The following is a 24,728-nucleotide window of genomic DNA, read 5'->3' as shown; positions in this document are numbered from 1 at the left end:
CCGTTTCCGCATGTCAGGGGGCGGTCGTCTCCAGGGCGGTGCAGCGCCACCGCCCCCGCGCGTGCTCGAGCCGAAGGGCCAGCGCGTGGACGCGTCCGGCCACGACCACCACGGCGACGGCCTCCGCCACCGCGGGCGACGGCCGCTGCACCCTGCTGGACAGCACCTTCGGCGGGACGACCCGTCTCCCGCGCGTTCCCACGCCCCCGTGCGAGGCGACCACCCGGCATACCGCGGGGACGGCCACGAGCGAGAGCTGATGCGCCGGTCGCGTCCCCGCCAGCACCTCGACGACGAGCCGCACGGCCGCCCCGGCGACCGCCCGCACCTCGGCCTCCACCCCGTCCCCGGGCCGCACGACCCGCAGCCCCGGCCCCCGCACCGGTACCGCGACGGGCCGGAGCGCCAGCGCCCCCTGAGTGGCGGGCGGACGGTACCGAACGATCCGGACCGCCTCGCGCGTGCTCGTACGTCGGCGCATGAAAACCTCCTGAGTCGTTTAGAGACAGGAGTCGCGCGGCTCGCAGGAAATACATTCTGACCACATACGGCCGCCGCCGTAACAGCCCCGTCAAGCCACCCCTCTTCGGAAGCGCGGCCGGTAGGTCGGCGGACCCCGTGGAGGGAGCGCCGCGACAGGGTGCGGGACGTCGCGGCGCTCCGGGAGGAGCGTCAGCCGCCCGCGGGGGAGTCCTGTGGTTCGGCGGTGCCCTTGCGGTCGCGCCTCCTCTTCTCGCCGCCGGCGAGTTCGGGGCTGGCGGCCGGGTCGGCGGCGGTCGACTCCTCGCCCTCGGGCTCCCGGCCCGGGGTCGCGAAGTTGAACCTCGTGATCAGGAATCTGAAGATGAAGTAGTAGAGGAAGAAGTACAGGACGCCCATGCCGAGGATCAGCAGGAGCCCCGACGTGTTCTCCTTGCGGGCGTTCAGCAGCAGGTCGATGAGCCCGGCGGAGAAGCCGAAGCCGAGCTTGGCGCCGGCGGCCTCCAGGACGGCCATCGAGATGCCGGTGAGGACGACGTGCACCCCGTACAGGACGGGCGCGACGAACATGAACGCGAACTCGATCGGCTCGGTGACGCCGGTGACGAACGCGGTGAGCGCGGCGGAGATCATGATGCCGCCGACCGCGGGCCGCCGGTGCTTGGGCGCGGCGTGCCAGATGGCCAGCGCGGCGCCGGGCAGGCCGAACATCAGCACGGGGAAGAACCCGGCGAGGAAGCCGCCCGCGCTGGGGTCGCCGGCCAGGTAGCGGTTGATCTCGCCGTGGACGGCGCCGTCCGGGCCGTCGTAGGTGCCGAACACGAACCAGATCAGCGAGTTCGGGATGTGGTGCAGGCCGAAGGGCAGCAGCAGCCGGTTGACGACGCCGTAGACGCCGGCGCCGGCCGCGCCCGCCCCGGTGATCCACTCGCCGAAGTCGGTGAGCCAGCTGCCGAGGAACGGCCAGACGAAGCCGATCGCGATGCCGAGCGCGAGCCCGGCGAGGGCGGTGACGATCGGCACGAACCGGCGGCCGCCGAAGAACGCCAGCCACGTCGGCAGCTTGATCCGGTAGTACCGCTGGTAGAGCAGCGCGGCGATGACGCCCATCAGGATGCCGCCGAGGACGTCCGTCGGGTTCTTGGCCCCCCAGTCGATGACCTGCGCCTGCGCCCCGTCCGCCACCTTGGTGATCAGGACGTTGCCCTTGAGCTCCTCGGTGTGCGAGAACATGATCTTGGAGACCCGGTCGAAGACCAGGTAGCCGACCACGGCGGCGAGCGCGGTGGAGCCGTCGGACTTCTTGGCGAAGCCGATCGCCACGCCGACGGCGAACAGCAGCGGCAGGGCGGCGAACAGCGCGTTGCCGGCCTCGCCGACGATCTCGGCGACGCGGTCCCAGCCGAGGCCGTCGGCGCCGAGCATGTCGGCCTGGCCGAAGCGCAGCAGCAGGGCGGCGGCGGGCAGCACCGCGATCGGCAGCATGAGGCTGCGGCCGATCCGCTGCAGCACCGCGAGGGTGCTGGACCCTCGGCGCGGTGCGGAGTCCACTGTTGTCGCGGTCATCGCGAGGCTCCTCCTAGGGGTTCAGGAACGCGGCGGGGGGTTCCCTAGCGCCGTGTGGATCTGGTATCGGTCCGCCCTGTAGGTCGACACGCCCAGCTCGGCGCACACTCCCGCGGTGTACGAGCGGCGTTGCAGCAGCAGCACGGCACTGCCCCGGGCGATCTGCAGGTGCCTGGCGTCCGTGGCGTCGGCCAGGCTGGCGTCGATGGTCTGGTCGCCCGCGTCGAAGACCAGCCCGTACACCGCTTCGAGGACGCCGTAGAGGGAGCGGTCCGCGAGCCGGCGGTCGAGCAGGTCGGGTGCGAGGGAGGCCAGGATGTGCGCGCGCTCCAGGGCCATGGGCTCCCCGTCGGCGGTGCGCAGGCGTTCGATGACGTGGATCCCGGTGCCGGTTTCGACCCCGAAGATCCGGGCGAGCCGCGCGTCGGCCGGGACGGTCCGGCGGTCGAGGTCGATCGCGCCCGGCCGCAACCCGCGGGCCAGCATGTCCTCGGTGAAGGAGACGAGCCGCAGCGGCATCTCGATCTTCGGACGGGCGACGAACGTGCCCTTCCCGGGGACGCGGTAGAGCCGCCCCTCGGAGACGAGCTGGTCGACGCCCTGCCGGACGGTCATGCGGGACAGCTCGTACCGGACGCACAGCTCGCGCTCCGACGGGATCGGGGCGTCGACGGGCAGTTCCGCGCTCTCGATGAGGTCGAGGAGGATGGCGCGGAGCTGGAAGTACTTCGGTACCGGACTGCGCGGATCGATGCTGGTCACGGGGGTCCTCGATGGCCGGGGGGCCGGATCGACGGGGGCCGGGGTTTCGGCGGGGTGGACTGGCGGGCGAGGTGGAAGCTGTTCGATTCGGTTCGTACTGGTCTAGGCCGGACTAGACCACAGGATCGAAAGGCATGTCAATGACGACCGGGTTCCGCCTCGCATCTTCATCTCTCTCCGATTCGTGGAGTATGGTGCGTACCGGTCTAGTCCGGACTAGACCAGTTGGAGCCCGGAGGAAACGACCGCGATCGATCGCGTCACAGAGAGCGCGCACCATGGCATCACCACTGATCTCGGCCGACCGCATGATCATCACCCCCGCGGGCAGTCCTACCCGCGTCGTCTCCCCTGGATACGTCCGGGTGGTGGACGGAGTCATCGCCGAGGCCGGCGAGGGACGTCCGGCAGGGAAGCCCGACGTCGTCCTCACCGGTGGCCTGCTCGCTCCCGGCCTGATCGATCTTCAGGTCAACGGTTTCTTCGGCCACGACATGGTGGACGCCGGCGAGCCCGCCTGGCACACCGTCGTCTCCCGCCTCCCCGAGACCGGAGTGACCGCGTTCCTCCCCACGTTCATCACCGCGCCGGTCGCGACCCAGGCCGCGGCCCTCCGGCGCACCCGCGACCTCCTGCCGAACCTGCCGGACGGCACGCGCGTCCTCGGCGTCCACCTCGAGGGTCCGTTCCTGTCCGAGAAGCGCAAGGGCGCGCACAACGCCGCCCACCTGACCGACCCGGTGCCCGGCGCGATCGAGACCCTGCTGGAGACCGGCCTCGTCAAACTCGTCACCCTGGCGCCCGAACGCGACGGAGCGCTCGAGGCGATCCGCACCCTGACCGGGGCCGGCGTGCTGGTCAGCGTCGGGCACAGCGACGCCACCGCCGACCAGGTCGAGGCCGCGGCGGACGCCGGCGCCCGCATGGTCACCCACATCTTCAACGCGCAGACCGGCATCGGCCACCGCGATCCGGGCGTCGCCGTGCAGGCGCTCATCGACGGGCGGCTCCACCCCGGTCTCATCCTCGACTTGCACCATGTGGCGGCCAAGGTGGCGCGGCTCGTGTTCCGGGCGGCACCGGGACGGGTCGTGCTCGTCACCGACGCGGCCTCGTCCGCCGGGATGCCGCCGGGCATCTACGACCTCGGCGGCGAGCCCATCACGATGCCCGAGCAGGGCCCGCCGCTGCGCGCCGACGGCACCATCGCCGGCTCCGGCCTCCGGCTGGACGAGGCGGTCGGCAACGCGATCGGCCTCGGCCTCGACCCGGCCGCCGCGGTGGACGCCGCGACCCGGATTCCGGCCGACCTCATCGGACGTTCCGACCTCGGCCGTATCACGCCCGGCGCAGCCGCCGACCTCGTCTGGCTCGGGCCGGACCACCGGGCGCGTACCACGTGGGTCAACGGGCAGAAACTCTTCGAAGGGGGATCATGACCAGTCAGATGCGCGCCGAGATCGGTGAGCAGCCGGACGCGCTCCGCAGGACGATCGACGCGCTCCTCCCGCGCATCCCCGACATCGCGGCGCTCGCGCGCGAGACCCGGCAGGTGCTGTTCATCGCGCGCGGATCGTCCGACAACGCGGCGGTGTACGGCCGCTACCTGGTGGAGGCGCACGCCGGCCGGCTGGCGACCCTCGCGGCGCCGTCCGTCGCCACCGCCTACCGGCGCAGGCTGGACCTGGACGGCGTGCTCGCGGTGGCGATCAGCCAGTCCGGCCGGACCGAGGAGATCGTCGAGACCCTCGACTGGGCGAAGGACTGCGGCGCCCGGACGGTCGCGGTCACCAACGGCGCCGGGTCACCGCTGGCCGAGGCCGCCGAGATCGCGCTGGTCACGCGGGCGGGCGAGGAGATCGCGGTCCCGGCCACCAAGACCTACACGACGCAGCTCGCCGCGCTGTCGGTGTTCGGCCTCGGCCTCGGCGCCGACGTCGCGGTGGACGACCTGCGGCGCGTCCCCGACGAGGTCGCCCGGATGATCGCGCTGACCGAGGCGTCGCCCGCGCTGCCCGAGATTGTCGAGGCCCTGGCGAAGGTGCCGGGCGCGGTGGTGTCCGGGCGCGGCATCGCGTTCGGCACCGCCCTGGAGCTGGCGCTGAAGATCAAGGAGGCGTGCTACCTGCACGCCATGGGCCTGTCGTACGCGGACCTGCTGCACGGCCCGATCGCCGTCGTGGACGACCAGACCCCCGCGCTGCTGGTCGCCGCCGACTCCGGGCCGACGCTGACCGGTACCGTCGCGCTGGCCAGGCGGGTCGAGGGCGCCGGCGCCCGCGCCTACGGCGTCGGCGGCGGCGCGCAGCTGGCGGCGGCGTGCTCGGCCGCGCTGCCCGGTCCGGGCCTGCCCGAATGGGTGGCGCCGCTCGGCCTCATCGTCCCCGGCCAGATCATGGTCGAGAACCTGGCCCGCAGACTGGGCGTCGACCCCGACGTCCCCCGCGGGCTCAACAAGGTCACCCAGACCGACTGACCCGACCCCCGAGCGAGAGAAGAGAGACATGGACAAGGCCGAGGCGATCATCGCGGCGCTGGGCGGCGCCGGCAACATCATCGAGATCGAGCCGTGCGCGACCCGGCTGCGCACCGAGGTCTCCGACGCCGCCAAGGTCGACGAGGCGGGGCTGAAGAAGGCGGGCGCGTACGGCGTCATGCGCAGCGGCACCGTCGTGCAGGTCGTCGTGGGGCCCGAGGCCGACACCATCGCCAGCGACATCGAGGACATCCTCGACTGACCCGTCCACGAGACCGACCCTCCACGAGACTGAGCCCCGTCCACGAGACCAAGGGAAGGCCCCCTCTGATGACCCGAGTACTGTCCCCGGTCACCGGCCGGGTCGTCGGCCTCGCCGGCGTCCCGGACCCGGTCTTCGCCCAGGCCATGGTGGGCCCGGGCACCGCGGTCGACCCCGTGCGGGGCCCCGGCCACGCCATCGCCCCCGTCGCCGGGAAGCTCGTCAAGCTGCATCCGCACGCCTACGTGGTGGTGGACGCGGAGGGCCACGGCGTCCTCGTCCACCTCGGCGTCGACACCGTCAAGCTGAAGGGCGAGGGATTCGACCTGCTCGCCGCCGAGGGCGACGAGGTCACCGCCGGCCAGCCGGTCGTCGGCTGGAACCCGGCGGTGATCGAGGCGGGCGGACGCTCCCCGGTCTGCGCGGTGGTCGCGCTGGACGCGGGCGGCGACGCCCTGTCCGACGTGGCCGAGTCGGGCGAGGTGACGTCGGGGGACGAGCTCTTCACATGGAAGTGAGCACGGGCAAGTGAGCACGGGAAGTGAGCGCATGGCGGTGATCGGACTCGGCGCGGCGGTGTTCGACCTCGACGGCACCCTGATCGACACCGAGCCGCGCAACCGGGTGATGTGGTCCCGGCTGTTCGACGCGCACGGCGTCCCCTGGGACGACGCACTGATCGCCTCGTTCGCGGGGCGGCGCGGGCTGGAGGTGCTCGGCGACCTCGCGCACCTGTTCCCCGGCCGGACGGCCGAGGAGCTGTTCGAGCAGGTGGTCTCCTACGAGCTGATGCCGGGGATGCCGGCGGCCGTGCCCGTCCCCGGCGCCGTCGGGCTCGTCCGTTCGCTGGCGGACGCGGGCGTGCCGCTCGCGGTGGTGACCTCCGGCCAGCGCCCGTACGCCGAGCGGCTGCTGGACGGGCTGGGCGTCCGCGACCTGCTCGACCTCGTGGTGACCGCCGGGGACGTCGCCACCGGCAAGCCGCATCCGGAGGGCTACCTGGCCGCCGTGCGCGACCTGGACGTCCCGCCGGAGGAGGCGGTCGGGTTCGAGGACGCCCCGGCGGGCGTCGCGGCCGTGAAGTCCGCGGGTATGACCTGCGTGGGCGTCGGCACCACGCAGCCGGCGGGGGCGCTCGCCGCGGCCGACCACGTGGTGGCCGATTTTCAGGAAGTGAACCTCGTCCCGGGCCCCGCCCTGCGGGTGCCGGGCCCGGGACAGAACCGACGGGAGCGTGCGGTGACCGAGCGCAAGGTCAAGATCGAGTCCAGGGTGGGGCTGCACGCGCGGCCGGCCGCGCTGTTCGTCCAGGCCGCGGCCAAGGCCCCGATGGACGTGACGGTGGCCAAGCGCGGCGGCGCCCCGGTGAACGCCAAGAGCATCCTCGCGGTGCTGGGGCTGGACGCGCGGCACGGCGAGGAGATCGTCCTGTCCGCGGACGGCGACGGCGCCGACGAACTGCTCGACGGCCTGGAGAGGCTGCTGTCCATGCCGGAGCCTGAGGGGGCCTGAGCGGTGCCGGAGGTACTGCGGGGCGCGGGCGTCAGCCCGGGAGTCGGCGCCGGGCCGGTGCGGAGCATCGCCGGGGCCGTCCCCGAGCCGCCCGCGGGTGACCGGCACGGCGGCGACGCCGGCGCCGAACGCGACACGGCGCTGGCCGCGCTGGAGGCCGTCGCCGCCGACCTGGAGGAGCGCGGGGAGCGCGCCGCCGCGGCCGGCAACACCGACGGCCGGGACGTGCTCGGCGCGCAGGCGCTGATGGCCCGCGACCCCGGTCTCGCCGACGGCGTCCGCGCCAGGGTCGGCGAGGGCGTGCCGGCCGCCCGCGCGGTGTTCGAGGCGTTCGGCGTCTACCGGGAGATGCTCGCCGGGGCGGGCGAGTACCTGGCCGCCCGGGTCACCGACCTGGACGACGTCCGCGACCGGGCGGTCGCGCGGCTGCTCGGCCTGCCGATGCCGGGCGTCCCGGAGTCGGACGAGCCGTTCGTGCTCGTCGCCCGCGATCTCGCGCCGGCGGACACGGCCGTCCTCGACCCGGCACGCGTCGTCGCGTTCGTGACCGAGGAGGGCGGCCCGACCAGCCACACCGCGATCATCGCCCGGACGATGGGCGTGCCCGCCGTCGTGGCGCTGCCGGGCGCGACGTCGCTCGCCGACGGGACCCGCGTCCTCGTCGACGGCGCCGCCGGGACGGTGCGCGTCGACCCGTCCGAGGAGGACGTGCGCGCGGCGCGCGAGGGCGCCGCGGCCCGCGCGTCCCTGCTGGCGGAGTTCACCGGGCCGGGCGCCACCGCCGACGGCCGCGCGATCCCGCTGCTGGCGAACATCGGCGGCCCGAAGGACCTGGAGGCGGCGGTCGCGAACGGCGCCGAGGGCGTCGGCCTGTACCGCACCGAGTTCCTGTTCCTGGACCGCGCGACCCCGCCGTCCGGCGCGGAGCAGGAGGAGGCGTACCGGAAGGTGCTGGAGGCGTTCCCGGCGGGCCGCGTGGTCGTCCGGACGCTCGACGCCGGCGCCGACAAGCCGCTCGCGTTCCTGCCCGCGCCCGGCGAGGAGCCGAACCCGGCGCTCGGCGAGCGCGGCCTGCGGATGTCGCTGCGGCACCCGGACGTGTTGTCGGCGCAGCTGGCCGCGCTCGCCCGCGCCGCCGCCGGCCTGACCGTGAAGCTGCAGGTCATGGCGCCGATGGTGACGGACGCGGGCGAGGCCGCCTGGTTCGCGCGGCAGTGCCGGGACGCGGGCGTCGAGCACCCCGGCGTCATGGTGGAGGTGCCCGCCGCCGCGCTCCGCGCCCGCGACCTCGCGCGGGAGGTGGAGTTCTTCAGCATCGGCACGAACGACCTGACCCAGTACGCGTGCGCGGCCGACCGGCAGCTCGGCGGCCTCGCCCGCCTCCAGGATCCGTGGCAGCCCGCCGTCCTCGACCTGGTCGCCCCGGCGGCGGGCGCGGGGGTCCCGTGCGGCGTCTGCGGTGAGGCGGCCGGTGACCCGGCGCTGGCGTGCGTGCTGGTCGGCCTCGGGGTGACGTCGCTGTCGATGAGCGCCCCGTCCCTGCCGCTGGTGCGGGCCGCCCTCGCGCGGCACACGCTGGAGCAGTGCAGGCAGGCCGCGGAGGCCGCCCGCGGTTCCCGCACGGCCGAGCAGGCCCGCGAGGAGGCCCGCGCGCATCTCCCCGGGCTGCCCGATCTGGGGCTGTGACGGTCAGGCCGTGATCTGCCAGTAGGCGCCGGACCTGCTGAGGGTGAAGCTCGCCGTGAGGAGACCGCCCGGACGGGCGGGCTCGCCCTTCCAGTCCAGGTCCTCGAATCGGACGAGGTAGTCGCCGTTGCCCGGCCCCGGCTCGCAGACCGGCACGGTGACGCCGCGCAGCGCCAGGACGTCCTGCGGGCGCAGCCTCGCGCGGGCCTGCGCGAACCCGGCGCGGCACGCGGCGGGCCCGCCGAAGACCTCCCGCTGGTAGGCGGGCGTCAGGTAGGCGCAGACCCGGGCGTTCCCCGCCGCGACGCCGCGCAGGTACTTGTAGAGCGCCAGCCGCGCCGGGAAGCTCTCCTTCGCCGACACCGTCCCCGTCGTGTCGACCAGCTGCGAGTCGCCGGGCTCCGGGGTGAGCGGCGGCATCGTGACCTTGTCCTGCCCGCCGCAGGCGCCCAGCAGCGGTAGCACGACCAGGACGGCGGCGAGGAACGGACGGACGGCCACGGGGACCTCCCTGGGGGAAGAAGGCGGCCCGATCCTCCCAGGGAAGCGGCGTCCGCGTCCATCGCGCGGCCCGCGCCAGGCAAACCGATACGAAGACCCGATACGGGCAACCGTCTACCGACGCCCCGGTTATCGATAGCCCAGGCCGTAGCCGGCCGGGCGCCCGCCCGCCGGCACGGGGAGCCTGCCCGTCGGCTTCACCGCTCCGCTCAGCACCCCGGCGAGGGCGTCGACCGAGACCGCGCCGGCGGAGTAGGTGGCGAGCGCCGCCGCCGCGCCGCCCGCCGCGTCGAGGTCGTAGGGGCGGCCGAGCGCCGCGACGACGACCGGTTTCGGGCCGAGCGCCCGGACCCGGGACGCGGTCGCCTGGCCCGCGTTCACGGTGGTCAGCACGGTGACGTCCGCGGAGCCGCGGGGGACGGTCGTGACGCCGTGGCGGCGGAGCGCCGCCTGGAGCCGGTCGGCGGCCGGCCCGGACACCGCGACCTTCCTGCCCTTGAGCGGCAGCAGGCCGCCCTTGTTGCCGACGAGGGTGACCGCGTGCTCGGCGACCTGCCGTGCCGCGGCCCGGTGCGCGGGGGTGCCGACCGCCGCCGCGGCCTTGGCCGGGTCGGCGGCCGTCCCCTGGAACAGCCCGCGCCGCTGCTTGAGCCGCAGGATCCGGGTGACCGACTCGTCCAGCCGCTTCTCGGTGATCTTCCCGGACCGGACGGCCCCCACCACCGCCCGGTAGGCGCGCGGCAGGCTCGGCGGCATCAGCAGCTGGTCGGCGCCCGCGTTGATCGCCCGGACCGGGACGGTCGCGTCGCCGTACTTCTCCCGCACGCCCGCCATCAGCAGCGAGTCGGTCGTGATGACGCCCTGGTAGCCGAGGTTCTCGCGCAGCAGCCCGGTGAGGACGGTCTTCGACAGCGTCGACGGATCGCCCGACCGGTCGAGCTTCGGGACGACGATGTGCGCGGTCATGATGACGTCCACGCCCGCCGCGATCGCCGCCCGGAACGGGGGCGCGTCCAGCCGCTGCCAGGTCCCCGGCGCGTGCTTGATCACCGGGAGGCCGGTGTGGCTGTCGACGGCGGTGTCGCCGTGCCCGGGGAAGTGCTTGGCGGTGGCGGCGACCCCGGCGTCCTGGTAGCCGCCGACCGCGCCCGCCACCATCGTGGAGGCGAGCGCCGGGTCGGACCCGAACGAGCGCAGCCCGATCACCGGGTTGTGCTGGTTCACGTTGACGTCGGCGTCCGGCGCGTAGTCGAGGTTGATGCCGACCGCGCGCAGCTCGGTGCCGGTGACGCGGGCGGCGGCGCGGGCGTCCGCCGGGTTCCGGGTCGCGCCGAGCGCCATGTTGCCGGGGAACCGGGTGACGAACGGGGTGCGCGACACGAGGCCCTGCTCCTCGTCCACGCCGAGCAGCAGCGGGATCTTCGAGGCCCGCTGCAGCGCGTTCGACTGCGCGGCCGTCCGGGCCGGGGAGCCGAAGTTCTGCGGGAAGTAGATCAGCCCGCCGACGTGGTACTCGCGGATCTTCGCGAGGGCGTCGGCGCGGCCGGCGAACGTGGGCACGAACAGCTGCCCGACCTTCTCCTGGACGCTCATCTTCGCGACGCGGGCGGCGATCCACGCGTCCGGCGCCGCCGTGGACGCGCCCGGCGAACCGGACGGCGCGCCGGACCCGGCCGGCGGCGTCCGCCCGCCCTCGCCGCTTCCGCCGCCACCGCAGCCCGCGGCCCCGCCGACCAGCAGGGCCGCCGCCGCGAGCGCGACGGGACGTGAAGCACGCACTGACCAGGCCCCCCGACGTGGTCTCGGTTCCTCGGTCGCATCGAACGCCCGCGACGGTAGCCGCTCCCCGCCGCGCTGTCGACTCGATCTCACCTGGCGGCGCTGACGCCACTCTGGCCACAGTCCGATCGCGATGGACCCCGGACTCGCAGGCTTGTCGCGGATCTTGCGGGGTCCATCGCGATGAACTGGACGGCCACGGTGCCGTCGGCTGCGATGATCGGCCGGCCGGGTCGGGGGGAGCAGCCGGGCCGGGGCCGGGAGGTTTTCCGCCGTGCGGGCGGGCGGCTCAGCCGGGCAGGGGGTGGCCGAGGCGGCGCAGCGCCATCCCGGCCGCGCCGACGGCTCCGTCGCCGGCGGAGCGCGGCGCCTCGGCGAAGCGGTCGCGCAGCCCGGTGCGGACGGCCTCGGCGACGGGGCCTTCGCGGAGCACCGAGCCGTGCATGACGACCGGTACGCGGGGGTCGGACAGGGCCGGGCGCACCGCGTCGACGTCGCGCAGCAGCCACTGCGCGGCCTCCTCGGTGATGCGCCTGGCCACGGGATCGCCGGCGGCCGCGGCGGCGGCGACCACCGGGCCGAGCCGGCCGAGGGCCGCGGGCGGGCGGCCGTACACCTCCTTGATGATCGCCTGGGCGAGCCGCGGGTTGGGCGGGGCCCCGGACGGCTCGGGGTGTCCCGGCGGGCCGGGGGCCACCGGGTGTCCCGGCGGCCCCAGGGAGCCGGGCGGGCCGGTATGCCCCGCGTGGCCGGGCGGGCCGGGCGGCCCGGCGCCGGGTTGCGGACGGGGGACAGGCGGGGGACAGGGGGCGCCGAGCAGCACGGCGGTGCCCGTCCCGCCCCCGCCGGAGGCGAGCGAGGCGCCCGGGGACGGCGACGGGGCGCCGGCCATGGCCAGCGTCCTCGGGCGCAGGGGTCTTCGCCGTTCCGAGTCGATCTCCGCGACCACGGTGGCGCCGAGCAGCGCCCGGGGGACCGAATCGGTGAGCAGCGTCGGGGAGCCGCGGCCGTCGTAGGCGGCGAGCGCCGCCCGGACGGCCTCCTTCCCGAGCCAGACCGCCGAACCCTCGTCCCCGACGAGCCAGCCGTAGCCGTCCGCGCGCTGCACGATCGTCCCGTCGCTGATGACCGCCGCGCCGGCGCCCGTGCCGGAGAACACCACGATGCCCTTGGGCTCGCTGGTTCCGGCGGCGAACGCCACCGCGATGTCGGTCACCACCGCGGGCGAGCCGCGCAGGCCGACGGCCTGCCAGGCCTGCCGCGCCGCCGTGACGGCGGCGGGCCGCCCGGCGGAGCCGGCACCGGCGATGCCGAACACGCCGGTGAGGATGTGGGTTCGGTCCAGGTCTCCGAGCGCCTCCCGCAGGGCGGTGGTCAGCGCCCCCGCGGTGTCGCCTCCGGAGTTGGGGTTGGCCCCTGGGCCGGTGCCGGAACCGGCCAGGGCTCCCCCTAGCGTCAGCACGACGCAGCGGGTCTTCGTGCCACCCGCGTCGATACCGACCACGTAAGGACCGGCCAAATGGGTCAACACATGGCGACCGTAGCCTTTTCTACCGTTGACGAGACATCCTGCGCGTAAGAAAATTTCCTCCATGAGGAAACCCATCGGCCCCGATCAGGGCCCCGAGCGGGGGATCACGGGGGAGCACGGCCCGCCACCGGAAACGGCGGTGCCCGGCAGGGACGCCACACCGCTGAGCACCGTGGTGCGGGTCCGCTCGCTGCTCCCCTCGCTGCCCCCCGCCGAACGACGAGTCGCGCAACGCGTCATCGACGATCCCGAAGGGGTCGCCAACTCCACCATCACCGAACTCGCACAGAACTGCGGCACGTCCGAGACCACCGTCATCCGGTTCTGCCGCGCCATCGGGTTCCACGGGTACCCGGAACTGCGGCTGACCCTCGCCACCGAGGCGGGACGGGCGCAGAGCGCCACCGGCGGACGGGTCATCGGCAGCGACATCAGCCCCGACGACTCCCTCGAACAGATCGTCGAGAAGGTGACCTTCGCCGATGCCCGGGCCGTCGAGGAGACCGCCTCGCAACTCGACATCAAGATGCTCGAACAGGTCGTGGACGCCGTCGTCGCGGCCAACCGGGTCGACGTCTACGGCGTCGGCGCCAGCGCGTTCGTCGCGGCCGACTTCCAGCAGAAGCTGCACCGCATCGGCCGGGTCTGCTCGGCGTGGGCGGACGCGCACATCATGCTCACCAGCGCCGCCGTCCTCGGCAACGGCGACGTGGCGATCGGCATCTCGCACACCGGCGCGACGGTGGAGACCATCGACGCGCTGGAGGTCGCGAAGACCAGGGGCGCCAGGACCGTGGCGCTCACCAACTTCCCGAAATCCCCGATAGCGGAGGTGGCCGACCTGATCCTGACGACGGCCGCGCGGGAGACGACCTTCCGCTCCGGCGCCACGGCCAGCCGGCTGGCGCAGCTCACGGTGGTGGACTGCCTCTTCGTCGGAGTGGCGCAGCGCACCTACGGGCCGACCCGCAAGGCCCTGGAAGCCACGTTCGAGGCGGTCCGCGGACGGACCGTGCGACCCGACCGGAGGCGTCGGTGATCGATTGCGAGCTCCCCACGGAGGGCCGGAACCCCCGGACCCTCGACGTCGACACGCTGCCGACCATGGAGGTGCTACGCCTGATCAACTCCGAGGACGCGACCGTGCCGACGGTCGTGGCCGCCGTCCTGCCCGAGGTCGCCCGGCTGGTGGACCTGGCCGTCGACTCGCTGCGCGGGGGCGGCCGGGTGCACTACTTCGGCGCCGGCACCTCCGGCCGGCTCGCGGTGATCGACGCCGCCGAGCTGCCGCCGACGTTCGGCATCTGGGGCCGCGTGGTCGCCCACCACGCGGGCGGGCCGGGCGCGCTGTCCCAGGCGATCTCCGACGTCGAGGACGACGTCGACCTCGGCCGCCGGGACGCCCGCGACGTCCGGCCGGGTGACATCGCCATCGGCATCGCGGCGAGCGGGCGCACCCCGTACGTGGTGGGGGCGCTGCGCGCCGCCGCCGCGTCCGGGGCGCGCACGGCGCTGATCAGCTGCAACCCGCACACCCCGTACGGGGACGAGGTGGAGGTGCACATCGGCCTCGCCACCGGACCCGAGGTGATCAGCGGGTCCACCCGGATGAAGGCGGGCACGGCGACCAAGCTCGTGCTCAACTCGTTCTCCACCACGCTGATGATCAGGATGGGGCGCACCTACTCCAACCTGATGGTCAGCGTGAACGCGCTGAACTCCAAGCTGCGCGAGCGGCTGGTGCGCATCCTCACCGAGGCGACGGGCATGGACGCCCGCACCTGCGAGAACGCGCTCACCGAGGCCGGCGGGAACACCCGCGTCGCGCTGGTCTCGCTGCTCGGCGAGGTGCCCGCGGCGCGGGCGACGACGGTGCTGGAGGAGGCGGACGGCGGCGTCCGCGAGGCGCTGCAACGGCTCCGCTCGGCCTGACGGCCCGACCGGCTCGCGGGCCCGCCGACCCGGGCCTCGCGCGCGGGGGGGACGGGGACGGGGAAGACGGGGCGACGAGAGCAGCGGGGTGAGTACGGACCGGGGACCGTCCGGCGTGGGGGCCGGCGGACCGGGGGAGACGGACCGGCGGGGGAGACGCCGGCCGACCGGGCGGTCCGTGATCATGCGATCGTCCCCGCACCGATCGCATGATCACGGACGCCTGCCCGCACTGCGCGTCGCCGGGCTCAGCTCTCGTAGCGGCGCAGTTCCTGGCGGGCGATGGTGCGCACGTGCACCTCGTCCGGGCCGTCGAAGATCCGCATGGCGCGGACCCAGGCGTACATCGCGGCGAGCGGCGTGTCGTCGGACACCCCGGCGCCGCCGTGCACCTGGATCGCGCGGTCGAGCACGTCGTGGGTGATGCGCGGCACGATCACCTTGATCGCGGCGATCTCGGACCGGGCGCCCTTCGACCCGTGCCGGTCGATCAGCCACGCGGTCTTTAGGGTGAGCAGCCGCGCCTGCTCGATGGCCATCCGCGACTCGGCGATCTGCTGCCGGACCACGCCCTGCTTCGCCAGCGGGCCGCCGAACGCGACCCGGTCGACGGCGCGGCGGCACATCAGCTCCAGCGCCCGCTCCGCCATGCCGAGCGCCCGCATGGCGTGGTGGATGCGGCCGGGCCCGAGCCGCGCCTGCGCGATCATGAAGCCGTCGCCCTCGCCGGCGATCAGGTTGGACACCGGGACCCGGACGTCCTCGAACAGGATCTCCGAGTGGCCGTGCTGGTCCTGGTAGCCGAAGACCGGCAGATGCCGGACGATCTTCAGGCCCGGGGTGTCGCGCGGGACGAGCACCTGCGACTGCTGCCGGTGGACGGGCCCGTCCGGGTCCGTCTTGCCCATCACGATGAAGATCTTGCAGCGCTCGTCGGCGGCGCCGGTGATGAACCACTTGCGGCCGTTGATCACGTACTCGTCGCCGTCCCGGACGATCGAGGTCGTGATGTTGGTGGCGTCGGAGCTCGCCACCTCGGGCTCGGTCATCGCGAACGCGCTGCGGATCTCGCCGTTCAGCAGCGGGTCGAGCCACCGGCGCTTCTGCTCGTCCGTCCCGAACATGTGCAGGACTTCCATGTTCCCGGTGTCGGGCGCGGCGCAGTTGACCGCCTCCGGCGCGAGGTCGGGGGAGCGTCCGGTCAGCTCGGCGAGCGTCGCGTACTCCAGGTTCGTCAGCCCGGACACGTCCGGCAGGAACAGGTTCCACAGGCCGCGCCCGCGCGCCTCGGCCTTCAGCTCCTCGACGACCGGCGGCAGCGCGTGCGGGTCGTTCTCGGCCCGCCACGCCGCGTACACGGGCTCCGCCGGGTAGACGAACCCGTCCATGAACTCCTGGAGGCGTTCCTTGTAGTCGCGTGCCTTCGGGCTGAGTTCGAAGTCCATGGCGGCATTCTGGCAGAACGGGATTCGGTCAACGGGGGCGGGATCGCCTACCATCGGGCCGTGCCCTCGCAGCGACCCGTCAAAGCCGTCATCACCGACTGGGGCGGCGTGCTCACGTCCCCCCTCGCCGACGCCATCGCCGTCTGGCTCACCGCCGACCGCATCGACGCCGAGCAGTACAGGAACGTCATGCGCGCCTGGGTGAAGCAGGCCTACGACGGCGCCGGGACGAACCCCATCCACGGGCTGGAGGACGGTTCCCTCTCGGTGGCGGAGTTCGAGCGCCTCCTCGCCGCCGAGCTGCTCACCGTCGACGGCGGCCCGGTCGAGGCGGCGGGGCTCATCGCCCGGATGTTCGGGGCGTTCAGCCCGGTCGAGCCGATGTACGCCGCGCTCCGCGCGGCCCGCGCCGCCGGGGCCCGCACCGCGCTGCTGTCCAACTCGTGGGGCAACGACTACCCGCGCGACCTGTTCGCCGACCTCTTCGACGCCGTCGTGATCTCCGCCGAGGTCGGGATGCGCAAGCCCGACGAGCGGATCTTCCGGCACGCCCTGGACCTGCTCGGCCTGGACGCCGCCGAATGCGTCTTCATCGATGACATCGAGCACAACATCCGCGCCGCCGAGGCGCTCGGCATCCGCGGCATCCACCACACCGATCCCGACACCACCATCGCCGAACTGCGCGACCTGGACCTCCTGGCCTGACGTTCTGGCAGACTGCTCACCGTCATGCGCGTCTACCTGCCGTCCACGCTCACGCTCCTCGCCGGCGTCCACGCCGCGCGGGAGATCGGCCCCGCGCCGCTCGCCGCCCACGCCGTCACGCCCGCGCTCCGCGAGTGGTACGCGGGCGGCGACCTGGAGGAGCTCGAGTACGCGGCGATGTCGGCCGCCGCCCGCGCCTCGCTCCGCCTCCTCGCCGCCGACCCGTCCGCTCCGCGCCGCCGGGTCGTGCTGGCCGCCGAGATGCCCGACGACGCGGTCACCTGGGCCGGCGGCGACGCCGCTCCCGCCGTTCGAGGGGGGATGAACCCGCACGTCTCCGGAAACGCCTTCGGCGCCGGGAACGGCAACGGCGACCGTGCCCTGGTCGAGCTGTCCGCCGCCGTCCCGTGGAAGAGGATCGCCTCCGGCCACGTCGACGACCCGGACGCCGTCCCCGACATCACCGCCGCCGTGGACGCCCTCCCCGCCGCCGACGCCGGCGACGAGGACGCCCGCTTCACCGTGGACGGCGCCGAAGGCCACGAACTCCTCTGGTACGCCACCCAGGAACTCCCCCACCTGCTCGACTGAACCCGGTCTTTCGCCCGCCCGTCGGCGGGTAGGTCCCCGGCATATCGACAAAGCCGTCGGATCGCAGGGAGCCGTCAGATGGACGCCGTCACCCACGTGCCGGTACCGGTGAACGAGCCGGTGAAGGGCTACGCGCCGGGCAGCGCCGAGCGCGCCGCGCTGGAAGCCCGCATCAAGGAGCTCGGCGGGACGCAGACCGAGCTGGCGATGACGATCGCCGGCGAGCACCGCATGGGGGCGGGCACGCCGATCGACGTCGTGGAGCCGCACGACCACGCGCACGTCCTCGGCCGGATGGGCGACGCCACCGAGGCGGACGTGACCGAGGCCGTCGTCGCCGCGCAGGAGGCCGCGCCCGCGTGGCGGGCCATGGCCTTCGAGGACCGCGCCGCGATCTTCCTGCGCGCCGCCGAGCTGCTCGCGGGGCCGTGGCGGGCCACGCTGAACGCCGCCACGATCCTCGGCCAGTCCAAGTCCGTGCAGCAGGCCGAGATCGACGCCGCCTGCGAGCTGATCGACTTCTGGCGGTTCAACGCCGGGTACGCCCAGCAGATCCACGAGCAGCAGCCGCTGTCGCCGCCGGGCGTGTGGAACCGGCTGGAGTACCGGCCGCTGGAGGGGTTCGTCCTCGCCATCACCCCGTTCAACTTCAGCGCGATCGCCGGGAACCTGCCGACCGCGCCCGCGCTGATGGGCAACGTCGTCGTGTGGAAGCCGTCGCCGACCCAGCAGCTCGCCGCGCACTTCACGATGCGCCTCCTGGAGGCCGCCGGCCTGCCGCCCGGCGTGATCAACATGGTGACCGGCAACGGCCGCGCCGTCTCGAACGTGGCGCTGCGCCACCCGGGCCTCGCCGGCCTGCACTTCACCGGCTCGGTCGCCACCTTCCAGAACCTCTGGCGCGCCATCGGCGAGAACATCGCGGGCTACAAGGGCTACCCGCGCATCGTCGGCGAGACCGGCGGCAAGGACTTCGTCGTCGCCCACCCGTCCGCCGACCCGGCCGTGCTGAAGACGGCCCTCGTCCGCGGCGCGTTCGAGTACCAGGGCCAGAAGTGCTCCGCCGCGTCCCGCGCCTACGTCCCGCGCTCCGTCTGGGACCGCGTGCGGGACGAGTTCTGCGCCGAGACCGAGTCGCTCACCATGGGCGACGTCGCCGACGACCTGTCCACCTTCATGGGCGCGGTGATCGACGACCGCGCGTTCGCCAAGCACCGCGCGGCGATCGAACGCGCCCGCGGCATCGACTCCATGGAGATCCTGGCCGGCGGCGAGCTGGACGACTCGCGCGGCTACTTCGTCCGCCCCACGATCCTGGAGTCCACCGACCCGACCGACGAGATCTTCACCCGCGAGTACTTCGGCCCGATCCTCGGCGTGCACGTCTACGACGACGGCGACTACGACACCGTCCTCACCCAGATGGAGAGCGTGAGCGAGTACGGCCTCACCGGCGCGATCATCGCCGACGACCGCGCCGCCGTCGCCGAGGCGACCCGCAGGCTCCGCTTCGCCGCCGGCAACTTCTACATCAACGACAAGCCGACCGGCTCCATCGTCGGCCAGCAGCCCTTCGGCGGCGCCCGCGCCTCCGGCACCAACGACAAGGCCGGCTCCGTCTTCAACCTCACCCGCTGGACGAGCGCCCGGTCCATCAAGGAGACGTTCGTCCCGCCGACCGATCACCGGTACCCGCACATGGGGCCGTAGCCCGGCGGACGGTTGCGGTGGGGGCGCGCAGGCCCGACGATAAGGTCGCTGACCGCCGCGGGCGCCGGTAACGGCGCCCGCCCACGCTCCTCCGACCGCGCATGGGAACGGGATGTCGACGCTGAACCGTCTGGTGCTGTGGAACATCGATAACACGCTGGTCGACGTCGGGCGGATCACCCGGGACGCCTACGCCGAGGCGTTCCAGCGGACCATCGGACGGCCGCTCGTCCGGCTCCCGCCGACCCCCGGCCGCACCGAGTCCGAGATCATCTTCGAGACGCTCGCGTTCAACGACGTCGTCACCACCGACGACCACCTGCCCGCGTTCTTCGACGCGCTCGCGGAGGCGTTCGCGTCCCGCCGCGCCGACCTGCGCAAGCACGGCCGGGTGCTGGCCGGCGCCGGGGAGGCCGTCGAGGCGCTCGCCCACGTCCCCGGCGTCGTCCAGTCCGTGCTGACCGGCTCCATCCAGCCGAACGCCATGCTGAAGGTGACCGAGCTGGGACTCGCCGGACGCCTGGACCTGGACGCGGGCGGCTACGAGAACGGCGTCTACAGCAAGGCCGCCCTCCTCGAACTCGCCCGCAGCCGCGCCGGCGAACGGCGGGGCGCGGCCTACCCCGATTCCGCGACCGTCTACATCGCCGACTCGCCCCGCGACGTCCAGGCCGCCCACATCGCCGGGTCCCCGATCATCGCCGTCGCCACCGGCAGCGCCACCGAGGCCGAACTCCGCGCCGCCGGCGCCGAGACCGTCCTCGCGACCCTCGCCGACACCGACGCCGTGGTGACCGCCGTGGCCGACCTGACCCGCCTCTGACCTCTCACCGGCGAGTCACCGGCGAGTCATCGGCGAGGCGGGCAGTGTGGACGCCGAGGACCATCCGGAGGCAAAGTGTGTGCTGTGCCTGGATTGTTCTCGGCGGGCCGCTGACCTGGGATGGAGCGGGGCTCGCACGGGTAGGCGCGGGCGGATCGGGCAGGTTGCGCGGTGTGCGCGGCCGGGCCGATATTGGGATGGTCGCGTGCTGTCGCGCGGCGGGGAGGGAGAGAGATGGCCGGTGAGGTTTCCGAGGGTTCGGTGCTGTGGGAGCCGTCGGAGGAGGTCGTCGCCGCCGCGCGGGTGACCGGTTTCGTTCACTGGCTGTGGGAGCGGGGCGTCCGCGCGGAGACCTACGACGACCTCTGGCGCTGGTCCGTCACGGAGGTCGACGCGTTCTGGGACGCGATCTGGTCGTACTTCCAGGTCGTCGGCGAGCGCGGCGACGGTCCCGTCCGGTCGGGCGGGCCCACGCCGGTGGACGGCCTGGAGTGGTTCCCCGGCGCGACGCTCAACTACGCCGCCAACGCGCTGCGGCGGGCCGAGGAGACGCCTGACGAGACCGCGGTGATCTTCCGGTCGGAGGCGGGCGGGCACCGGGTGCTGACGTACCGGGAACTGGCGCTGCACGTCGCGGAGGTCCGCGCGGGCCTGGCCGACCTGGGCGTCGGCAAGGGAGACCGGGTCGCGGCCTACATCCCGAACATCCCCGAGGCGCTGATCTGCTTCCTGGCGACGGCGTCGCTCGGCGCGATCTGGTCGTCCTGTTCACCTGACTTCGGGTCGTCCTCGGTGATCGACCGGTTCGCGCAGATCGAGCCGAAGGTCCTCATCGCCGTGGACGGCTATGCCTACAACGGCAAGCGGTTCGACCGCCGGGAGGTCGTCAAGGAGATCGAGGCCGCACTGCCGAGCCTGGCCGCCACGGTCCTGATCCCCTACCTCGACCCCGCCGTGACGCCCGACGGGCTCCGGGTGGGCATGCACTACGGCGAACTGCCCCGTCCCGGCCGCGACACGCTGGAGTTCGAGGCCGTCCCCTTCGACCACCCGCTGTGGGTCGTCTACTCGTCCGGCACGACGGGCCTGCCCAAGCCGATCGTGCACGGGCACGGCGGCGTGGTGCTCGAACACCTCAAGGCCCTGTCCTTCCACCAGGACCTCGGCCCCGAGGACGTGTTCTTCTGGTTCACCACCACCGGCTGGATGATGTGGAACTACCTCATCAGCGGCCTCCTGGTGGGCTCCACCGTCGTCATGTACGACGGCGCCCCGCTCGACCTGTGGTCGCTGGCCGCCGACAACGGCGTCACCTACATGGGCGTCGGCGCGCCCTACATCATGGCGTCGGCCAAGGAGGGCAGCCGCCCCGGGCAGGACTTCGACCTGTCCGGCCTGCGCGGCATCGGCTCCACCGGCTCGCCGCTCCCGCCCGAGGGCTTCACGTGGGTGTACGAGGCCGTCGGCAAGGACCTGCTGCTCGGCTCCTTCTCCGGCGGCACCGACATCTGCACCGGCTTCGTCGGCCCCTCCCCGCTGCTGCCGCTGCGCGCCGGCGTCATCCAGTGCCGCGGCCTCGGCGCCAAGATCGAGGCGTTCGGCGAGGACGGCGAGCCGGTCGTGGGCGAGGTCGGCGAACTGGTCCTCACCGAGCCCATGCCGTCCATGCCGGTGTTCTTCTGGGACGACGAGAGCGGCGACCGCTACCGCGACTCCTACTTCGACATGTACCCCGGCGTGTGGCGGCACGGCGACTGGATCAAGATCCTGCCGGACGGCGGCTGCGTCATCTACGGACGCTCCGACTCCACCCTCAACCGCGGCGGCATCCGGATGGGCACCTCCGACTTCTACCGCGTCGTCGAGGCGTTCGACGAGATCACCGACAGCCTCGTCATCGACACCGGCCGGCTCGGCGAGGAGGGCCGGCTGCTCCTCTACGTCCAGCTCGCCGAGGGCGCGTCCCTCACCGACGAGCTGGTGCAGAACCTGCGGAAGGAGATCCGTTCCGCGCTGTCGCCCCGGCACGTCCCGGACGAGATCACCGCCGTCCCCGGCATCCCGCGCACGCTGTCCGGCAAGAAGCTGGAGGTCCCCGTCCGCAAGATCCTCCAGGGCACCCCGGTCGACAAGGCGGCCAACCGCGACTCCATGGCGAACCCGGAGGTCCTCTCCCACTTCACCCCGTAACGTTCACTCCGTCCAGGGCTTCCAGCGCTCGGTGTCGATCTCGAAACCGAGCGGCTCCGGAAGCTTGATGATCTCGCCGAACTTCCAGGTGTGGAGCGGCTCGTACGTTCCCGCCTGGACGTCCGGCCCGCCGTAGAGCGTGACGCCGGGCATGCGGGGGTCGCGGTCGACGAGCAGGTAGAAGGGGATCCCCGACTTGGCGTAGGCGCTCCACTTGGTACCGGGCGCCTGCACAAGCCGTGGGGGCCGGTCGTAGCCCGCATTGGTCGGTGAGGTGATCTCAACGACCGCCTCTACTTCGGGTGGCAGCACCTGCCTGCGGTCCTCATCGTCGACCTGCTCGGCGACCTGCTTGTCCATGATGATGAGGTCGGGGATGCACCCGTCCTTGACGGGCACTAGATTGAGCTCGTTCGTCTGCACGAACTCCCAACGGAAGCCGGGGTCGGCCACAGTCGCCACGGACATGGCGTGGCCAATGGCCTTGGCGACGCGATTGTGGCGAAAGGCGGGAGCGGGTGACACGACGATCTCTCCTCCGATGACCTCGACCCGGGTGCCGTCGTCGCGGAGGTGGAGTTCGTCTTCGAGTTCTCCCCGTACCCACAGTGCGTAGGGGGTATCGGACAGCGTGTGGTATCTGGCGACTGCGACACCCATGACACTGTGCTCCCTCTTGGCAACGGATGGTGACATCGTACGGGTGAGATGACCCAAGGGTATCGAGAACGCCGGACCGCGGCCCTTCGCGGGGAGCCGTTTCGTCTCGCTTGTGTGACGCCAGGCCCGGCGGGTTCGCTGAGGGAGAAGGGGCCGCATTAAAGTGGTCCATCGGTCAGATCGCGCCCTAAGGTCGCAGGATCGGGTCAACTTCCCTCGGGTCTCGGGCGTCACACAGTCGGAGGGTGATCCGGGCCCGTGACCATGCGGCCCGTCGATCAAGAGAGGGACGGTTCCACTCATGGAGGTTGGGGCGCTGCGGTCCGGTGACCCGGATCGGCTGGGTTCGTACGCCCTGATCGGCCGGGTGGGCGAGGGCGGCCAGGGCACGGTGTTCCTCGGTGCGGCCGAGGACGGCCGGCAGGTCGCGATCAAACTGCTGCACGCCGAACTGACGTCCGACGACAAGGCGCGCGCCCGGTTCCTGCGGGAACTGGAGGTCGCCAAGCGGGTCGCGCCGTTCTGCACGGCCCAGGTGATCGACGCCGACGCGACCGGCGACCGGCCCTACATCGTCAGCGAGTACGTGCGCGGTCCGTCGCTGAACCAGCAGGTCCTGGAGGACGGCCCGCTCGCCGGCGCCGCGCTGGACCGGCTCGCGGTCGGCACCGCGACGGCCCTCGCCGCGATCCACCAGGCGAAGATCGTGCACCGCGACTTCAAGCCGCACAACGTGCTGATCGGCCCGGACGGCCCGCGCGTCATCGACTTCGGCGTCGCCCGCGCGATCAGCGCCGGCACCACGCTGACCAGCCGGGTGATCGGCACCCCGTCCTACATGGCGCCCGAGCAGATCAGCGGCGACGAGGTCGGCACGCCCGCGGACGTGTTCTGCTGGGCGGCCACGCTGGTGTTCGCGGCGACCGGGGAGCCCCCCTTCGGGCAGGACACCATCCCCGCCGTGATCAACCGGATCCTGCACGAGGAGCCCGCCCTCGGCGACCTCGACGGCGGGCTGCGCGAGCTCGTCCTCGACTGCCTGGAGAAGGACCCGGAGCTGCGGCCCGGCGCCCGGCAGGTGCTGATGCGGCTGCTCGGGCACGAGGAGGCCGCGAACCCGGGGCGTCCCGCGGCCCGGTCCGGCGCCCCCGACGAGACCGCGATGCTCGCCGCCGGGTCCGTGCGGGCCGCCGAGGCCGACGACGACGTGTTCGACCCCGACCCGGTGTTCGGCGACGACCCCGTCTTCGAGGACGACGCCGACCACGACGGCGTCTTCCGCGACCCGGAGGCGCCCGCGGCGGCGGCCGCCTTCCACGGAGTGGACGAGCCGGGCCGCATCGGCGCGGTCGACGACGAGTACGAGGAGGCGCCCGCCCCCGCCGGATGGGCCGCCGACAGCACGCTGCCCCCCGACCTCGTCGTGGTCGGCGAGCGCGGCGGGCTGCGGAACAGGCTCGCCGGTTCCGGACGTTCCGCCGCGCTGGCCGGGGCCGCCGCGCTGTTCGTCGCGATCGTGGTGATCTCCTCCGTTCTCATGCTCGGCGGCGAGAAGGGCAAGGCCGGGCAGAAGGTCAGCGACCCGAGCGCACCGCCCGCGCCGAGCGGCGTCGCGCCGAGCACGGCGCCGCCGGCGACGCACCGGACCGAGCAGCAGACGACGTCCCCGTCCTACACGCAGAGCCCGACGGGAAGCACCTCGCCGTCCGGCACCCCGACGCCGTCCGGCAGCCCCACGCCGTCGGACACGCCGGACAGGCCGACGCCCACCAGGTCGACGCCCAAGCCGGGGACGACGCCGCCCGAGACCCCGACGGCGACCCCGCCGGACCCCTCCGAACCGCCGACCGATCCCGGGACCGGCAGCGGCACCGACGTCCAGCCGGGCGGTTGACCGGCCGCGCCCGGGCCGGCCGAGCCGGCGCGCCGAAGGCGTTCCGGCGGCGTCCGCGCGTGTCGCGGCCCCGTGGCGGCCCGGTCTCCGGCGATCACGGTGAGTCACGCCGGACGGCCTGGCAGGGTGGCATAGGCCACGTTGACCTTGCTGCAGAGCCGGTCGGCTTTGCGGCGATTCCTGGCTACGCTCGTGCAGTGAGCGGCGCCACAACGAGGTG

22 protein-coding genes and 1 pseudogene are annotated in these 24,728 nt (G+C 73.4%); 15 read left to right on the top strand and 8 right to left on the bottom strand.

Annotation, left to right across the window (positions count from 1 at the left end):
- Positions 1-13: 13 nt before the first annotated feature.
- The 3 genes from SM418_RS20090 to SM418_RS20080 form a co-directional block, all read right to left on the bottom strand.
- Positions 14-481, bottom strand: coding sequence for an Rv3235 family protein (locus SM418_RS20090; RefSeq protein ID WP_371942503.1), 468 nt, complete (start codon positions 479-481; stop codon positions 14-16).
- A gap of 191 nt (positions 482-672) precedes the next feature.
- Entirely contained in the window at positions 673-2,046 is a 1,374-nt protein-coding gene (locus tag SM418_RS20085; RefSeq protein ID WP_371942504.1) for a PTS transporter subunit EIIC, read from the bottom strand.
- A gap of 21 nt (positions 2,047-2,067) precedes the next feature.
- Complete coding sequence (locus tag SM418_RS20080; RefSeq protein ID WP_371942505.1) at positions 2,068-2,808, bottom strand: GntR family transcriptional regulator; 741 nt, start codon at positions 2,806-2,808, stop codon at positions 2,068-2,070.
- 278 nt (positions 2,809-3,086) lie between these two features.
- Here SM418_RS20080 and nagA point away from each other — a divergent pair, with 278 nt between their 5' ends.
- The 7 genes and pseudogenes from nagA (at position 3,087) to ptsP (ending at position 8,744) form a co-directional block, all read left to right on the top strand.
- Positions 3,087-4,247, top strand: a complete 1,161-nt coding sequence (gene nagA / locus SM418_RS20075; RefSeq protein ID WP_371942506.1) for an N-acetylglucosamine-6-phosphate deacetylase — start codon at positions 3,087-3,089, stop codon at positions 4,245-4,247.
- Entirely contained in the window at positions 4,244-5,284 is a 1,041-nt protein-coding gene (locus tag SM418_RS20070) for an SIS domain-containing protein (RefSeq protein WP_371942507.1), read from the top strand. The genes nagA and SM418_RS20070 overlap by 4 nt, the downstream gene beginning before the upstream one ends.
- Before the next feature lie 28 nt (positions 5,285-5,312).
- Positions 5,313-5,546: a PTS sugar transporter subunit IIB gene (locus SM418_RS20065; RefSeq protein ID WP_371942508.1), complete on the top strand. Its 234-nt coding sequence runs from the start codon at positions 5,313-5,315 to the stop codon at positions 5,544-5,546.
- Positions 5,547-5,614: 68 nt separating this feature from the next.
- A complete protein-coding gene (locus SM418_RS20060) occupies positions 5,615-6,064 on the top strand; it encodes a PTS sugar transporter subunit IIA (protein ID WP_371942509.1) in 450 nt (149 codons plus the stop codon).
- A gap of 31 nt (positions 6,065-6,095) precedes the next feature.
- Positions 6,096-6,644 (top strand): annotated as a pseudogene (locus SM418_RS20055) (HAD family hydrolase); the annotation flags it as partial.
- Positions 6,645-6,785: 141 nt separating this feature from the next.
- On the top strand, positions 6,786-7,058 hold the full coding sequence (locus SM418_RS20050; RefSeq protein ID WP_371942651.1) for an HPr family phosphocarrier protein: 273 nt from the start codon (positions 6,786-6,788) through the stop codon (positions 7,056-7,058).
- Between the two features lie 3 nt (positions 7,059-7,061).
- On the top strand, positions 7,062-8,744 hold the full coding sequence (gene ptsP, locus SM418_RS20045; RefSeq protein ID WP_371942510.1) for a phosphoenolpyruvate--protein phosphotransferase: 1,683 nt from the start codon (positions 7,062-7,064) through the stop codon (positions 8,742-8,744).
- A gap of 3 nt (positions 8,745-8,747) precedes the next feature.
- On the opposite strand, the gene SM418_RS20040 is transcribed toward ptsP, so the two are convergent.
- The 3 genes from SM418_RS20040 to SM418_RS20030 all read right to left on the bottom strand — a co-directional run bounded on the left by SM418_RS20040 (position 8,748) and on the right by SM418_RS20030 (position 12,528).
- On the bottom strand, positions 8,748-9,245 hold the full coding sequence (locus SM418_RS20040; protein ID WP_371942511.1) for a hypothetical protein: 498 nt from the start codon (positions 9,243-9,245) through the stop codon (positions 8,748-8,750).
- A gap of 129 nt (positions 9,246-9,374) precedes the next feature.
- Positions 9,375-11,024: a glycoside hydrolase family 3 protein gene (locus tag SM418_RS20035; protein WP_371942512.1), complete on the bottom strand. Its 1,650-nt coding sequence runs from the start codon at positions 11,022-11,024 to the stop codon at positions 9,375-9,377.
- A gap of 289 nt (positions 11,025-11,313) precedes the next feature.
- Positions 11,314-12,528, bottom strand: a complete 1,215-nt coding sequence (locus tag SM418_RS20030; RefSeq protein WP_371942652.1) for an N-acetylglucosamine kinase — start codon at positions 12,526-12,528, stop codon at positions 11,314-11,316.
- Positions 12,529-12,616: 88 nt separating this feature from the next.
- Here SM418_RS20030 and SM418_RS20025 point away from each other — a divergent pair, with 88 nt between their 5' ends.
- Positions 12,617-13,594, top strand: coding sequence for a MurR/RpiR family transcriptional regulator (locus SM418_RS20025; RefSeq protein ID WP_371942513.1), 978 nt, complete (start codon positions 12,617-12,619; stop codon positions 13,592-13,594).
- Complete coding sequence (locus SM418_RS20020; protein ID WP_371942514.1) at positions 13,591-14,487, top strand: N-acetylmuramic acid 6-phosphate etherase; 897 nt, start codon at positions 13,591-13,593, stop codon at positions 14,485-14,487. Before SM418_RS20025 ends, SM418_RS20020 begins: the two co-directional genes overlap by 4 nt.
- A 248-nt stretch (positions 14,488-14,735) precedes the next feature.
- Here the strand turns inward: SM418_RS20020 and SM418_RS20015 are convergent, their stop codons facing one another.
- A complete protein-coding gene (locus SM418_RS20015) occupies positions 14,736-15,932 on the bottom strand; it encodes an acyl-CoA dehydrogenase family protein (protein ID WP_371942515.1) in 1,197 nt (398 codons plus the stop codon).
- Between the two features lie 60 nt (positions 15,933-15,992).
- Here SM418_RS20015 and SM418_RS20010 point away from each other — a divergent pair, with 60 nt between their 5' ends.
- The 5 genes from SM418_RS20010 (at position 15,993) to SM418_RS19990 (ending at position 21,954) form a co-directional block, all read left to right on the top strand.
- Positions 15,993-16,640 carry an HAD family hydrolase gene (locus SM418_RS20010; protein WP_371942516.1) on the top strand — a complete coding sequence of 216 codons (648 nt, stop codon included), beginning with the start codon at positions 15,993-15,995 and terminating at the stop codon, positions 16,638-16,640.
- Positions 16,641-16,664: 24 nt separating this feature from the next.
- Positions 16,665-17,231, top strand: coding sequence for a DUF6912 family protein (locus tag SM418_RS20005; protein ID WP_371942517.1), 567 nt, complete (start codon positions 16,665-16,667; stop codon positions 17,229-17,231).
- 78 nt (positions 17,232-17,309) lie between these two features.
- Positions 17,310-18,941, top strand: coding sequence for an L-glutamate gamma-semialdehyde dehydrogenase (pruA, locus tag SM418_RS20000; RefSeq protein ID WP_371942518.1), 1,632 nt, complete (start codon positions 17,310-17,312; stop codon positions 18,939-18,941).
- Between the two features lie 112 nt (positions 18,942-19,053).
- Positions 19,054-19,764: an HAD family hydrolase gene (locus SM418_RS19995; protein WP_371942519.1), complete on the top strand. Its 711-nt coding sequence runs from the start codon at positions 19,054-19,056 to the stop codon at positions 19,762-19,764.
- 234 nt (positions 19,765-19,998) lie between these two features.
- The gene (locus SM418_RS19990; protein ID WP_371942520.1) at positions 19,999-21,954 is read left to right on the top strand and encodes an acetoacetate--CoA ligase; all 1,956 of its coding nucleotides are present in this window, start codon (positions 19,999-20,001) and stop codon (positions 21,952-21,954) included.
- A gap of 3 nt (positions 21,955-21,957) precedes the next feature.
- On the opposite strand, the gene SM418_RS19985 is transcribed toward SM418_RS19990, so the two are convergent.
- Positions 21,958-22,614, bottom strand: coding sequence for a Uma2 family endonuclease (locus SM418_RS19985; protein WP_371942521.1), 657 nt, complete (start codon positions 22,612-22,614; stop codon positions 21,958-21,960).
- Positions 22,615-22,915: 301 nt separating this feature from the next.
- Here SM418_RS19985 and SM418_RS19980 point away from each other — a divergent pair, with 301 nt between their 5' ends.
- A complete protein-coding gene (locus SM418_RS19980) occupies positions 22,916-24,508 on the top strand; it encodes a serine/threonine-protein kinase (RefSeq protein ID WP_371942522.1) in 1,593 nt (530 codons plus the stop codon).
- Positions 24,509-24,728: the final 220 nt, after the last annotated feature.

The sequence above is a fragment of the Actinomadura chokoriensis genome (assembly GCF_041463665.1).
Classification (GTDB): Bacteria; Actinomycetota; Actinomycetes; order Streptosporangiales; family Streptosporangiaceae; genus Spirillospora; species Spirillospora chokoriensis_A.
The sequence above is the reverse complement of the archived record's forward strand: the minus strand, read 5'-3'. Positions and strand labels throughout refer to the sequence as shown.